General features: G+C 60.7%; 15 protein-coding genes. 11 read left to right on the forward strand and 4 right to left on the reverse strand.

Features of this window, described 5'->3' with window-relative positions:
• Positions 1-30: 30 nt before the first annotated feature.
• The 4 genes from H0Z09_RS17220 to H0Z09_RS17235 all read left to right on the forward strand — a co-directional run bounded on the left by H0Z09_RS17220 (position 31) and on the right by H0Z09_RS17235 (position 3,238).
• A complete protein-coding gene (locus H0Z09_RS17220) occupies positions 31-1,002 on the forward strand; it encodes a LysR family transcriptional regulator (RefSeq protein WP_186691695.1) in 972 nt (323 codons plus the stop codon).
• 152 nt (positions 1,003-1,154) lie between these two features.
• Positions 1,155-1,742, forward strand: a complete 588-nt coding sequence (locus H0Z09_RS17225) for a histidine phosphatase family protein (protein ID WP_186691903.1) — start codon at positions 1,155-1,157, stop codon at positions 1,740-1,742.
• Positions 1,743-1,751: 9 nt separating this feature from the next.
• Complete coding sequence (gene cobF / locus H0Z09_RS17230) at positions 1,752-2,507, forward strand: precorrin-6A synthase (deacetylating) (protein WP_186691698.1); 756 nt, start codon at positions 1,752-1,754, stop codon at positions 2,505-2,507.
• A gap of 11 nt (positions 2,508-2,518) precedes the next feature.
• Positions 2,519-3,238, forward strand: coding sequence for a dienelactone hydrolase family protein (locus H0Z09_RS17235; protein WP_186691700.1), 720 nt, complete (start codon positions 2,519-2,521; stop codon positions 3,236-3,238).
• 111 nt (positions 3,239-3,349) lie between these two features.
• Here the strand turns inward: H0Z09_RS17235 and H0Z09_RS17240 are convergent, their stop codons facing one another.
• Positions 3,350-3,904, reverse strand: coding sequence for a hypothetical protein (locus tag H0Z09_RS17240; protein WP_186691702.1), 555 nt, complete (start codon positions 3,902-3,904; stop codon positions 3,350-3,352).
• Positions 3,905-3,976: 72 nt separating this feature from the next.
• Complete coding sequence (locus H0Z09_RS17245) at positions 3,977-5,785, reverse strand: monovalent cation:proton antiporter-2 (CPA2) family protein (RefSeq protein WP_186691711.1); 1,809 nt, start codon at positions 5,783-5,785, stop codon at positions 3,977-3,979.
• Between the two features lie 248 nt (positions 5,786-6,033).
• Here H0Z09_RS17245 and H0Z09_RS17250 point away from each other — a divergent pair, with 248 nt between their 5' ends.
• From H0Z09_RS17250 to H0Z09_RS17265, 4 genes are all read left to right on the forward strand, one after another.
• Positions 6,034-6,399 carry a type II toxin-antitoxin system RelE/ParE family toxin gene (locus tag H0Z09_RS17250; protein WP_186691713.1) on the forward strand — a complete coding sequence of 122 codons (366 nt, stop codon included), beginning with the start codon at positions 6,034-6,036 and terminating at the stop codon, positions 6,397-6,399.
• Complete coding sequence (locus tag H0Z09_RS17255) at positions 6,392-6,697, forward strand: XRE family transcriptional regulator (RefSeq protein WP_186691715.1); 306 nt, start codon at positions 6,392-6,394, stop codon at positions 6,695-6,697. Before H0Z09_RS17250 ends, H0Z09_RS17255 begins: the two co-directional genes overlap by 8 nt.
• A gap of 135 nt (positions 6,698-6,832) precedes the next feature.
• Complete coding sequence (locus H0Z09_RS17260) at positions 6,833-8,386, forward strand: DUF726 domain-containing protein (RefSeq protein ID WP_186691717.1); 1,554 nt, start codon at positions 6,833-6,835, stop codon at positions 8,384-8,386.
• A 41-nt stretch (positions 8,387-8,427) separates the two neighbouring features.
• The gene (locus H0Z09_RS17265; protein WP_186691719.1) at positions 8,428-9,747 is read left to right on the forward strand and encodes an Nramp family divalent metal transporter; all 1,320 of its coding nucleotides are present in this window, start codon (positions 8,428-8,430) and stop codon (positions 9,745-9,747) included.
• Positions 9,748-9,755: 8 nt separating this feature from the next.
• Here H0Z09_RS17265 and H0Z09_RS17270 read toward each other — a convergent pair whose 3' ends face one another.
• Both H0Z09_RS17270 and H0Z09_RS17275 read right to left on the reverse strand, forming a co-directional pair.
• Complete coding sequence (locus H0Z09_RS17270; protein ID WP_186691721.1) at positions 9,756-10,022, reverse strand: type II toxin-antitoxin system prevent-host-death family antitoxin; 267 nt, start codon at positions 10,020-10,022, stop codon at positions 9,756-9,758.
• Positions 10,023-10,149: 127 nt separating this feature from the next.
• Entirely contained in the window at positions 10,150-11,082 is a 933-nt protein-coding gene (locus tag H0Z09_RS17275; protein WP_186691723.1) for a LysR family transcriptional regulator, read from the reverse strand.
• Positions 11,083-11,201: 119 nt separating this feature from the next.
• Between H0Z09_RS17275 and H0Z09_RS17280 the strand changes: the two genes are divergently transcribed.
• From H0Z09_RS17280 to H0Z09_RS17290, 3 genes are all read left to right on the forward strand, one after another.
• On the forward strand, positions 11,202-11,690 hold the full coding sequence (locus tag H0Z09_RS17280; protein ID WP_076955052.1) for a DMT family transporter: 489 nt from the start codon (positions 11,202-11,204) through the stop codon (positions 11,688-11,690).
• 4 nt (positions 11,691-11,694) lie between these two features.
• Positions 11,695-12,147: a DMT family transporter gene (locus H0Z09_RS17285; RefSeq protein WP_076955051.1), complete on the forward strand. Its 453-nt coding sequence runs from the start codon at positions 11,695-11,697 to the stop codon at positions 12,145-12,147.
• Between the two features lie 88 nt (positions 12,148-12,235).
• Complete coding sequence (locus H0Z09_RS17290) at positions 12,236-12,406, forward strand: metallothionein (protein WP_169374691.1); 171 nt, start codon at positions 12,236-12,238, stop codon at positions 12,404-12,406.
• The last annotated feature ends 79 nt before the right edge of the window (positions 12,407-12,485 follow it).

A 12,485-nucleotide genomic window follows, 5' to 3' on the forward strand; every position in this document is an offset into this window, starting at 1 on the left:
TGCACCGATCGACAAGACAGGGAGTCTCCCATGGCATTACTGGAACCGTCCGCCCCTCAAGGGCCATCCGTTTATCGCGCCCCGGCCGAGGCACGCGGCCCCTGGCTGGCCCTGGCCGATGACATTGACCCGGAGGTGGCGCGCTATTTCCTGGTGAGCGCGCGCTGCGGTTGCTTCATGCAGGCGGCGCGCAGTCTGAATATCAAGGCCACGCTGTTGCGCAAGCGCCTGGCGCAGTTGGAACAACAGGTGCGCCATTCGCTGTTCAGCTACCAGGGCAATGGCCTGGTGCTCAGCCGTGACGGCCAGCAGTTGCAGGCGCAACTGATTGCCCTGGCCCATGAACGGCGCTTGCCGGTAACGGAGCAGCCGTTGATTCGGCTGGCGGTGGCTGAGCCGATCCTGCACGACATTCTAGGGCGCGACCTGATCGCCTTGTTGCGCCGCAATGCCAGCGTGCGCCTGGAGATCATCTCCATCGACAGCCGGTTGTCGCTGCAAGCGGTGGATGTAGACGTGGTGCTGTGGTTGTCGGACGCCGATGGCCCAGGCCCGAGCTTCGCCACCGAAGCGCCGCTGGCGCTGGCGCGGTTGCAGTATGTGCCGCATATCGCCAAGCGCTATTCACGCCTGACCACGCGGCCGGACTGTGTCGAAGACCTCGACGATTACATGCTGGTGCAGTGGCAGCCGGATGCCGAGGTCGGCGCCTTGCAACCCTGGAACCTGCTGGTGCAACAACGCCTGGCGGCGGTGGCGCAGGTGCACGCCTATTCACTGATGCTTGAGATGATTCGTTGCGGCGCCTGCATCGGTTTGCTGCCGCAATACATGAGCAGCGTTGATCGGGGTTTGGTGGCGTTGCCGGGGTTGTTGGCCGAGAGCATGCAGCGCCAGGTATGGCTGGCGGTGAATGTTCAGGTACGGGATATTGAGGCGGTGCGGATGATTGTGGAGTTGATTGTCGGTACGTTTGAGGGGCGGCGCGAGTGGTTTGATTAATCCGGGGCAGCCTCGCTTAAGCTATCCCGGACTGACTGACACAACACGGTTAGTGTGGGAGCGACGGTGGTGTTCCTGGCACAAGGCGTTGCGCCCTGGCGCTAACTGCGCCAGTCTTAGTGGCCTCGTCCCCGTCATTGAGGCAAACCGTGCTGCAGTCCACTCGTTTGACACTCATTTGCCATGCCGTGACGCCTCAGCAGAAAAAGGGCAGCTTTCCCGATGACGAGTCCGTCGCGATGGATTGGCGAAATGCAGGTTTGTCCCTTGCCGGTCGTTACAGGAACCCGCGTGTGTTATGCGGCCCCGAGGCTCGTACCCGGCAGACGGCAGGGCTGTTCAGCCGCAATCCCGTGGTCGAGAAAGCCTTGCGTGATGGCGACTTTGGTCGTTGGAAAGGTAAGGACCTCAACGAGGTTGATCGTGACGAGTTGGCGGATTGGATTGGCAACAGCGCCAGTACAGCCCATGGCGGCGAATCCGTGGACCAGGTGTGTGCACGGGTAGGCCGGTGGATGAAATCCCTGGAAACCCACCCCGGTCATGTTGTCGCCGTCACCCACCCGTTTGTGATCCGCGCCGCGATGCTGTACGTCATGCAATTTCCGATCTCGATGTTCTACCTGATCGACGTCGAGCCTTTGTCCGCCACCGAGCTGCGCTTCAACCAGGTATGGCGCCTGCGCCTGCAAACTCACGCCCAGGCGCCTGAACATGGCAAAATCCACGCCCCGCACTGAGAGCAACCCATGAAACGCATCCTGATCATCGGCATCGGCGCCGGCAACCCTGACTACATCACGATGCAGGCCGTAAAGGCGCTGAACCGCACCGACGTGTTTTTCCTGATGGACAAGGGCCAGAGCAAGGACAAGTTGATCGACCTGCGCCGCGAGATCTGCCAGACCAACATCACCGAGCCCGGCTACCGCTTCGTCGAGGCCGCCTGCCCCGAGCGCGTGCGCGGCGATGTCGACTACACCACGGCCGTGCAGGACCTCAACCGCGACAAGCAGCAGACCTTCGAACGCATGATCAACGAGGAAATGGCTGACGGTGAAGTGGGCGCTTTCCTGGCCTGGGGCGACCCTGCGCTGTACGACAGCACCATTCGCATCCTGCAGGCGATCCTGGCCAGTGGCCGTTGCACCTTCGAGTTCGAAGTGATCCCGGGTATAACCAGCGTGCAGGCCCTGGCCGCGCAGCACAAAGTGGCGCTGAACCGCATTGGCAAGTCCGTCGAGATCACCACCGGGCGGCGCTTGGCGGCGGGGCAGGCGAGTGATGCCGATACGCTGGTGGTCATGCTCGACGCCGACGACGCCTACCGCACCGTGGCCGATCAAGACCTGGAGATTTATTGGGGGGCCTACCTGGGTACGCCGGACGAGATCCTTATCAGCGGCAAAGTCAGCGAGGTCGCGCAAGAAATCGAAAGGGTGCGCAAGGCTGCGCGCCTGGAAAATGGCTGGATCATGGACACTTATCTGTTACGCAAACCATGAGGTCACCTCCCATGCTCAAACTGTTTGCCCTGGCGCTGACCCTGCTGGTCGGCACCGCCCATGCCGACGATACGTTGCACACCGATTTGCCGTTGTCGTACCTGGAACAGACCCAGGGCGACGCACGTAACCAGCCGCTGGTGATTTTCCTGCACGGTTTCGGCAGCAACGAGCAAGACCTGTTCGGTATCAAGGACGCGTTGCCCGCTACCTGGACCTACTTGTCGGTGCGCGCGCCCATGCCGGTGGACGCGAATGGATTCCGCTGGTTTACCAAGACCCCCGGCGACGGCGAGTACGACGGCGTGACGGCCGACCTGCAGAGCAGTGCCCGGTTGATCAAGGATTTTGTCGGCAAAGCCACCGCCAAGTACCACACCCGCAGCGATCGGGTGTTCCTGGTGGGGTTCAGCCAGGGCGCGATCATGTCGTATGAAGTGGCGTTGCGTGACCCGCAGTTGGTGCGTGGGATTGCGGCCTTGAGTGGCAGCGTGTTGCCGGTGCTCAAGGCGCAGTTGAAGCCGGATACGGCACTGGACAAGTTGGCGATCTTTATTGGCCACGGAACGTTGGATCAGGTGTTGCCGTATGCGTCGGCGACCCGGGCGAATCAGGTGCTGACGGGGTTGGGGTTGAGGCCGGAGTTTCATGGGTATGCGGGAATGAACCACACCATCAATGAGGCGGAGGTGCAGGACTTGAAGGTCTGGCTGGAGAAAAGCCTGAAATAGACGCGGTTGAAAATGTGGGAGCGGGCTTGCTCGCGAAAGCGGTGGATCAGTCATATATCCTTCACTGACACACCGCATTCGCGAGCAAGCCCGCTCCCACATTTGATCGAGTTACTTGCCGCCGGTAATTTGCTTCACCAGCGCGGCATGCCCCTTCGCATCATCAGCCCGCGAAATCGCCTGGATCACCAATAACTGATTACCCGAGCCACCCAGGAACGTGGAGTTCAAGGTCTTGCCGCCGCCCTGGGTCGCGGTGCTGTCCACCTGGCGCAGGCCCAGGCCCTTGAAGGTCAGCTTTTTCTCGCTCTGTTTCTTGAAGTCAGGCAGGGCGGCGCTCTGGTCCTTGATGAAACCGGCCACGGCGCCGTCAAGGAACTGCGCGTCGTTGTCCTTGATGCTGACCCCGTCGTTGCGCAGGGTCTCGGCGACAATCACCACGCTTTTGGTGGTCTGGTTGGCGTACATCGTGCCTTGGGTATCGGCTGTACCGTCTTCGGCCTTGCCGGCCGGCAGGGTGTCGGCAACATAGGCCTTGGGCAGGGTGAAAGTGAACTTGCCGCCCAAGGTGGAGATGGTTTGCGTCGCCGGCTTGGACGCGGCGAAGACGCTGCCGGCGGTCAGCGCGAGGGCCAGCAGGGCGGCGGTCTTGGTGAAAGTGGCCATGAAGCGCTCCAGGGATGAACGAGGTTGCGGCGTATTCTGTCAGAAATTTCGCAAAATCGTTCATCCCCAACCTCACACCTTGTCGGACTCTTCCTCAAGGCGATCCATCTCGAACAGCCGCGCCAGTTCCGCCCGCGCTTCCTGGGCGGTTTGCATGACCTTGGCGGCGTCGTCGTATACCGCGTGTTGCGCGGCCAGCACTTGCAAGTCGTGGTTCTTGAAGCGGGTGATGCGCGCGTCGGCCTGGGCTTGGCTCAGGCCCAGGCCGACCAGGGTACGGCGGCTCATTTCCAGGCTGGAGTAGAACGTCTCACGAATCGGCGAGGCATCCAGGTCCACCAGGCGATGCACGTGCTGGCGGTTACGCGCGCGGGCGATGATCTTCATGTGCGGGTAGAGGTTGCGCACCAGCTCGGCGGTCTTGATGTTGATCTCCGGGTCATCCATGGCGATCACGAAGAACTCCGCCTGGTCGACCTTGGCCGCGTGCAGGATCTCGGGGCGTTGCGGGTCGCCGTAGAACACCGGCATGCCACCGAAGCTGCGGGTCAGTTCGATGGTTTCCACCGAGGTGTCCAGGGCGATGAATGAAATGTTCTGCGCGCGCAGGATGCGCGCGACGATCTGGCCCATGCGGCCCATGCCAGCGATGACCACGCGCGGTGCGTCGCTTTCGATGGCGCGGTATTCATCGGGCACTTCCACCGGCTTGACCTTGGGCTTGAACAGCTTCGGGCACACCAGCAACAGCAGCGGCGTCACCGCCATGGAGAGGGTGATGGTCAGCACCAGAATGTCGTACAGGTGGGGTTCGAACAGGCCCTGGTCGCGACCGATTTTGAACACCACGAAGGCAAACTCGCCGCCGGCCGCCAGTACAACCCCCAGGCGCAGGGCGCTTTCGCGGTTGAGATCGCCCACCAGGCGGCCCACGGCGTAGAGCAGGGGCAGTTTCAAACCGATCAGCAGCAGCGTCAGCCCGATCACCACCAGCGGCGAGCTGAGCAGCAAACCGAGGTTGGCGCCCATGCCCACGCTGATGAAAAACAGCCCCAGCAACAAGCCCTTGAACGGCTCGATCTGGGATTCCAATTCGTGGCGGTATTCCGAATCCGCCAGCAGCAGGCCGGCGAGGAAGGCGCCCAAAGCCATGGACACGCCCACCAATTCCATCAACCAGGCGGTGCCGATCACCACCAACAACGCGGTGGCGGTGGAGACTTCGCGCAGGCCGGTCTTGGCGACGATGCGAAACACCGGTCGCAACAGATAGCGACCGCCGATGATCACCACGGCGATGCTGCCCAGGACCTGCAAGACATGCCGCAGGCCCTCGGCTTCGGTGGTCGGATGGTTGCTGCCGGCCAGCAGCGGCACCAGAGCGATCAGCGGGATCGCGGCGATGTCCTGGAACAGCAGGATGGCGAATGCCAGGCGACCGTGTGGCTGGTTCAACTCCTTGCGCTCGGCCAGGCTTTGCAGGCCGAAGGCCGTCGAGGACAACGCCAGGCCCAGCCCCAGCACGATGGCGCTGTTCCAAGACTGGCCAAACAGCCACAGCGCTACCGCGCCCATCACTACGCCGGTCAGCAGCACCTGGGCCAGGCCGACACCAAACACCGCCTTGCGCATCACCCACAGACGCTTGGGCGACAATTCCAGGCCGATGATGAACAACAGCAACACCACCCCCAGCTCGGAGAATTGCGCGACGCTTTGCGGGTTGCCGATCAGGCCCAGCACCGACGGGCCGATGATCACACCGGCGAACAGATAACCCAGCACCGCGCCCAACTGCAGACGCTTGGCCAGGGGCACGGTCAGCACGGCGGCGAGCAGGAACACCACGGCTGCTTGTAACAGGTTGCCTTCATGGGGCATTGCGAACTCCAGAATCTTCAAAACCAAATCAACAGGCGCGTATTAGAGCGCTTTTTACAATTTGATAATTGTGTTTTTGCAGCGTGTGGAACTGAATGAAAGCCTTATTCCTGTTGAGAGCGGAAGGTTCTGCGGCCCGTCTGGAAAGACGTACAAACAATTCCCCAGCGTGAGCGAGTGGCGGTTCGTCCGGTTCGTCTACTAATTTTTATGCTCTTGAGTTTATATTCCTTGGGTGGCATATTTGCATGGATTGGGACATTGAATACACGGATGAATTCGGAGCATGGTGGGGACAATTGGAAGCGAAGGAACAAGTCTCGGTGTCCGCCAGCGTTGATTTACTGGGGCTTTTCGGGCCGGGTTTGCGCTTTCCCCACAGCAGTGACATCAAGGGTTCCCGGCATGGGGGCATGCGTGAACTGCGCATACAGCATGCGGGGAAGCCCTATCGAGTGTTGTACGTTTTTGATCCACGACGATGCGCGCTCTTGCTGCTCGGCGGTGATAAAACCGGCCAACGACGATGGTATGACGAGCAGGTCCCAGTGGCAGAAAAACTGTATGACGTACATTTGGAATCATTGCGTAGAGAGGGCCTGACCCATGGCTAAAAAATTCGCTGAACTTCAAGCCGGCATGACGCCGGAGTCTCGAGCCGAGGCAAAGCAGTTGTTCCAGCAACACCTCAAGGAAATGCCCCTGCACGAGCTGCGCAAGGCTCAGCAGTTGAGCCAGGAGAACCTGGCCAAGGCATTGAATATCAACCAGGCGGCCGTTTCCAAGATGGAGCGGCGCACCGACATGTACATCAGCACGTTGCGCAACTACATCCGTGCGATGGGCGGTGAGTTGGAGATCATTGCGACGTTTCCTGATGGTCAGGTCAAGATCGACAATTTTGCCTACTGAACGCGGGTGCAATCGCCAAGCCTGGTGCCGCGCATGATTGGATAGACCAACGGAGGCCTTTTCCCCCAGCGGCACGCCTTTGAAACGCAGCCTTTGATACTATCACCCTCCCTCGTCACCAGGAGTCACCGCCCCATGCAGCAGCAGTGGGATGAAATGCACCGTACCCGCAAGCCCACGTTCTTACTGTGTGGCGAGCCCCAGGGCGATGTGCTCAATCTCTACGTTCACGGTTATTCGGCGTTCTTCAACCGGCAACAACTGGGTAGCTTCAAGGCGCAGTTGGCAAGCATCGAAGGTTCGACCAACCTGATGCTGTTCTGGCCAGCCGGACATTTCCTGGAAAACCTGTTTGCCCCCTTCAAGGATGTGATGGGCGCGATGCTCGGCGGCGGTAGCCTGGGCGCGGCCACGGTGGGGGTAGGCAAGGCCATTGCATATTTTCTCGATCACTATAAAAGCGTCGAGGCACGGGTGGACGAAGTCGCCAGGAGCCTGTTGCCGGAACTCGCCAGCTACCTGCACGGTGAGTCCCTTGAGGTGCGGCGTATCAACCTGATCGGCCATTCCCTGGGCGCGCGCATTCTGGTCAAGAGCCTGCTGGCCAGCCCTGAAACCGCCCGCGAACTGCCGTTGGACAACTTGCTGTTGATGGGCGGTGCGATCTGCACGTCAAGCCCGTGGGATGAAGTGTCGGCGCCGCTCAAGGGACGCGTGATCAACTGCCATTCCAGCAAGGACTGGGCCCTGGCCATGAAGCCGGATACCGAGCGCTGCATTGGCCGTTACGCGATACCGGTGACGCCGGCGCTCAAGACCAAGGTCACCAATGTGCACCTGGCAAGCTTCGACCACGCCGCCTATTGGCCGCAGTTGCAGACAGTGGTGCAGTACACCGATCTGTTGCACGAGAGGCGCGGCATGATCCGCTCCGACCAGCGCAGCACCGAGGTACGTTTTGCCGAAGAGGACGCGCAGTTGTTCCCGGCGCTGGTGCAGGCGCGCCCGGAAGAGCTGAAGTTCCTCGCCGAACTGATGGCGCAAAAGCGCAGTGCATCCGTCGATGCCACGGTGCGTGAGCCGCTCAAGCTGGCCATCGAGCTACAACGCATGGGCGGCGATACCTTTATGAACCTGGCCCGTGGCCATGGCGTGAGTTATCGCCAGATCGCCGAGGATGTGGTGCGGCGTTTGGGAATCAAGTTTGAGGTGCCTCTGGATACCGTTGAGTTGGCGGACCTTGAGGCCCAGGTCGCGGAAAAACTCATCGCGCAGTACAAGGACAAACTCAGCCACGCTGACCGGCAGGTGTTCGACGCGCAACTCAAAGCCGCCGCGCAAAAGGAGCAGGGGTTTTTCAGCCGTTTCGATGTCGGCCGATCGGCCACCACGGCGTTGAGTGGCACGGCGTTGGCCGGGCTGACCGGGTTTATCCTGCGCCGTGGTGCAGCTTCGGCGATTCCGGTGGTAGGGCAAGCGGTGGCGGCGGCGATGCTGCTGGTGAGTGGTGTGCGCGCGTTTTCCGGGCCGGCGTATTCGATCACCACGCTGGCGGTGCTGGTGATCGGGGTGATCCGCCAGCGCATGGAGCGTGAAGCATTGAATCAGGAGCTGGACCTGGTGGTGCAGGTGGTCGAAGCGTTCGACCTGCCGCGGGAAACGGTGATGCGCACCGTTGCGTCAGACTGATAAGCTGCGCCTCCATCGAGTGTGTTTGCCTGGAATACCGCGTGAAATTCAGCCTGCCAAAAATCGCCACCGCCCCGTTTTGCCCGCCGGAAGTGGCGGGCTCCGTCGCCGTTGATCCCAAGGCCTCGTTCTTCAAGCGCGTGCTTATGTTCGCAGGCCCAGGCCTGCTGATTTCCATCGGCTACATGGACCCGGGAAACTGGGCCACGGCCATCGAGGCCGGCTCACGTTATGGTTACAGCCTGTTGTTTGTGGTGTTGCTGGCCAGCCTGGCAGGAATGGCGGTGCAGTGCCTGTGCTCGCGGTTGGGCATCGCCACCGGCAAGGACCTGGCGCAATTGTGCCGTGAACGCTACAGCAAGCGTTCCGCCCGCACCCAGTGGGCGCTGGCGGAAATTTCCATCATCGCCACCGACCTTGCCGAAGTGCTGGGCTGTGCCCTGGCATTTCACCTGCTGCTTGGCGTTTCGCTGACCACCGGTATTGTTATCACCGCCTTCGACACGTTGCTGATCCTGGCCCTCCAGAACCGCGGTTTCCGCCGCCTGGAAGCGATCATGCTGGCGCTGGTGGCAACCATCGGCGTGTGTTTCTTTATCGAATTGGTTCTGATCAAACCCTATTGGCCCGACGTGTTCAGCGGTTTCACGCCGTCATTTTCGGCCATCAGCGATGCCGCGCCGTTGTACCTGGCCATCGGTATTCTCGGTGCCACGGTGATGCCCCATAACCTCTACTTGCACAGCTCCATCGTACAGACCCGCATGATCGGCAAGGACCTTGCCAGCAAACAGGACGCGGTCAAGCTGGCCCGTATCGACACCATCGGCTCGCTGGCCCTGGCCTTGCTGGTCAACGCTGCCATCCTGGTACTCGCCGCAGCCGCCTTCCATAAGACGGGCCACACCGACGTGGTCGAGATCCAGGATGCCTATCATCTGCTCGACCCGCTGGTAGGCGGTGCGTTTGCCAGCATCCTGTTTGGCGTGGCCCTGCTGGCCTCCGGCCAAAGCTCCACCTTCACCGGTACCATCGCCGGGCAGGTGATCATGGAGGGCTACCTCAACCTGCGTATTCCTTGCTGGCAACGGCGCCTGATCACCCGCGGGCTGGCGCTGATCCCGGCGTTTCTTGGCGTGTGGCTGATGGGCGACGATGCCATCGGCAAACTACTGGTGCTCAGCCAGGTGGTGCTCAGTCTGCAGCTGCCGTTCGCGCTGTACCCATTGATTCGCATGACCGGCGATAAACAGTTGATGGGACCGTTCGTGAATCGGCTGCCGACGCGGATGCTGGCGTGGTTTCTGTTTGCGGTGATCAGTGGGGCGAATGCGTGGTTGATCGGGCAGTGGGTGTTTTGACTCGTGGTTCAGGTTAAACAAATGGACCTGCATTCGAACGCATCCAGCGTGTCGTCTGGAAGCGGCGAACCAAAGTCTGCTGGGATTATAAGTTTTCCCTTCATCGCGCCGATCCGGCGTCCAGGTTGCAACTCTGCGGCCACGAGCCGGGCAAGTGCGCGTCCATCCTGAGTGATCGTTATGATTTTCCCGGCGCTGGCTTGATGTACCAGTTTTGAAAAGTTTGCCTTTGCTAGATCGAACGTAATCTTAAGTTGAGCGCATGTCGCGTTCATGACTTCTCTCCATAACGGAAGTTGCCAAAGTCTGCCGCAGTGCACGACGGTAAAAAATGCTGGCCAGTAAAATCAGAATTGAACTACTTATTCTCGTAGGAAATGTACCCGGCGAACCGCTCGGCTATTAACGATCCCAATACGGCACCGCCCCAAAACATTCCACAAAATAATCAATTACCGTACGCACCTTCAGCGACAAGCGCCGGCTGCCCGGCCACAACGCTGCAATCTGCTGCGGCTCCAGGGTTGTCGCTACGTCGTACTCGGTGAGCACCGCCTGCAACGTACCGGCACGCAAGCCTTCGCCGATCAACCATGAAGGAAACACCACCAGCCCCAGCCCTTGCTCGGCAGCGTGGGTGAGGGTGTCGGCATGGTTGCCGGTGATCGGACCCTTGACGCTGTAGGGCGTCCAGTCACCCTGGCCCTTGCGGAAGAACCAGCGTTGCTGGCCGGTGATGCCTTTGTAGGCCAGGCACTGGTGGTTGGCCAGTTCGTCGGGGTGGCGCGGCGTGCCATGCCTGGCCAGGTAAGTGGGGCTGGCGGCAATGCGAAAGCGTTGCGGCGCGAAAATGCGTGCCTGCATGCTGGAGTCGTTGAGCACGCCGATGCGAAACAGCAGGTCGGTGCCATCTTGCAGAGGGTCGACGAAGGTGTCGGTCTGCTGGATATCCAGTTGCAGCTTCGGATAGCGCCTGCACAGCTCGCCAAGCCAAGGTGACAGATGACGCTGGCCAAACACCATCGGCGCATTGATGCGCACCAGGCCGCTGGGCTCGCTTTCCTGTTCCTGCAGGGCCTGGCCGGCGACTTCCAGCTGTTCGAGCATCAAGCGTGCATGCCGGCCCAATAAGCGGCCCGCCTCGGTGGGGCTGACCGCCCGGGTATGGCGGTAGAGCAATTGCTGGCCGAGGGCCTGTTCCATCAGTTGTATCTGCCGGGAGATGGAAGAGGGCGCCAGGCCTTCACGGCGCGCCACTTCGGAAAAGCTGCCGAGGTCCAGCACGGCGACGAACAGGCGCAAGGCCTTGAAACTCAATTCATTCAGACCTTGCATCACGTCTCCTGGGTTGTGCGTTTTGTGCAAAGGTGTTGTCGACATGCTCCCATTTATCGCACAGCATGACCACTGGATAATGCGCGCCATCCAATCCTTTGTTGATGTGCAGGTGATGTATGCAAGCAAGTGCTATCGAGGGCGCGGCCCAGGCCAGGCCGAAGAAAAACCTTCTGCGGCTGCTGTTGTTGCCGCTGGTAATCCTCGCGGGTATGGGCCTGTCGGTTGAAGCGGGGTTGCTCGGGCCGCTGGGTGTGCAGGTGGGCCATTTATGGGCGACCTTGAGCATCTTCGGCGTGGGCTCGGCGATTTTGTATCTGCTGTTGTTGTTCAGTGGCCCGCAAAAGGGCCCGGCGCTGTCCGAGCTGCCGCGCTGGCAGTTGATCGGCGGTTTCCTGGGGCCGATCTACGTGGTGGTGCTGACCCTGGCCACGCCGCATATCGGTATTGCGATGACCATGATCGCGATTTTGTCCGGGCAGGTCGGCAAGAGTGTGCTGATTGACCATTTCGGCTGGTTCGGCACGGCGCGCAAACGGGTCAATGGCGAGCGCTGGATTGCGTTGGCGTTGATTGTGGTGGCGCTTGTTCTGATTGCACGAGGTTAAGGCGATGAATCTGATTCTGTTATTGGCAGTGGTGGTGGCCGCGGGCGCGGTGTTGAGTGTGCAGGCAGCGATCAATGGCCGCCTGGGCCAGGCGGTCGGTGTGTTGCGCGGCAGCCTGTTGACCTTTGTGGTGGGCGCGATTGTCACCGCCTTGCTGATCCTGTTCTTTGAACCGGCCCAGGCGGTGAGCGTGCTGGATGTGCCCAAATGGCAACTGACCGGCGCATTGTTCGGCGTGGTGTACATGATGGTGATGGTCGGCGCGGTGCCGATTGTCGGCACCGCCGTGGCGACCGTAGCGGTGATCGTCGGCCAACTGGGCATGGGCATGTTGATCGATAATTTCGGCTGGCTGGGCAACCCCGCCATCGAACTGTCGGGCAGCCGGATCGTGGCGATGGCCTGCCTGGCCCTGGCACTGGTGTTCATGTACCGCAGCAATACACGCACCGATTGATGATTTGAACCATCGCCGGCGGCGCGCAGTCACTGTTTGAGGTGGGGCGTGCGCCGCACCGGTCATGATCAACAAGAGGAGTCTGAACATGCCAGATCAAACGTGTGCCTGCCCACATTGCCGATGTGTGTTGGGCATTGACGCGGTGATGAAGGACGGTAAGGGCTATTGCTGCCAGGGTTGTGCCGAACACCATGCCCATGGTGAGCCGTGTGCGGCGGTAAACGGTTGCGAGTGCGCCAAAGCCGCTCATGACTGACCGCAGTTAAAAACTGGGTGGCTTGAATGGGATAGTCATATCTTGTAGTGAGCGGGCTCGTCCCGCGCTGGGCTGCGAA

This window comes from Pseudomonas sp. SWRI18 (assembly GCF_014268345.1).
Taxonomy (GTDB): Bacteria; Pseudomonadota; Gammaproteobacteria; order Pseudomonadales; family Pseudomonadaceae; genus Aquipseudomonas; species Aquipseudomonas cedrina.

Excerpts from the sequence above, each read along its gene's own strand:
- H0Z09_RS17250 (WP_186691713.1), top strand. The coding sequence starts at position 6,034 with ATGGATTGGGACATTGAATACACGGATGAATTCGGAGCATGGTGGGGA.
- cobF (WP_186691698.1), top strand. The coding sequence starts at position 1,752 with ATGAAACGCATCCTGATCATCGGCATCGGCGCCGGCAACCCTGACTAC.
- H0Z09_RS17285 (WP_076955051.1), top strand. The coding sequence starts at position 11,695 with ATGAATCTGATTCTGTTATTGGCAGTGGTGGTGGCCGCGGGCGCGGTG.
- H0Z09_RS17270 (WP_186691721.1), bottom strand. The coding sequence starts at position 10,022 with ATGAACGCGACATGCGCTCAACTTAAGATTACGTTCGATCTAGCAAAG.
- H0Z09_RS17245 (WP_186691711.1), bottom strand. The coding sequence starts at position 5,785 with ATGCCCCATGAAGGCAACCTGTTACAAGCAGCCGTGGTGTTCCTGCTC.
- H0Z09_RS17275 (WP_186691723.1), bottom strand. The coding sequence starts at position 11,082 with ATGCAAGGTCTGAATGAATTGAGTTTCAAGGCCTTGCGCCTGTTCGTC.
- H0Z09_RS17280 (WP_076955052.1), top strand. The coding sequence starts at position 11,202 with ATGCAAGCAAGTGCTATCGAGGGCGCGGCCCAGGCCAGGCCGAAGAAA.
- H0Z09_RS17220 (WP_186691695.1), top strand. The coding sequence starts at position 31 with ATGGCATTACTGGAACCGTCCGCCCCTCAAGGGCCATCCGTTTATCGC.
- H0Z09_RS17255 (WP_186691715.1), top strand. The coding sequence starts at position 6,392 with ATGGCTAAAAAATTCGCTGAACTTCAAGCCGGCATGACGCCGGAGTCT.
- H0Z09_RS17260 (WP_186691717.1), top strand. The coding sequence starts at position 6,833 with ATGCAGCAGCAGTGGGATGAAATGCACCGTACCCGCAAGCCCACGTTC.
- H0Z09_RS17240 (WP_186691702.1), bottom strand. The coding sequence starts at position 3,904 with ATGGCCACTTTCACCAAGACCGCCGCCCTGCTGGCCCTCGCGCTGACC.
- H0Z09_RS17290 (WP_169374691.1), top strand. The coding sequence starts at position 12,236 with ATGCCAGATCAAACGTGTGCCTGCCCACATTGCCGATGTGTGTTGGGC.
- H0Z09_RS17235 (WP_186691700.1), top strand. The coding sequence starts at position 2,519 with ATGCTCAAACTGTTTGCCCTGGCGCTGACCCTGCTGGTCGGCACCGCC.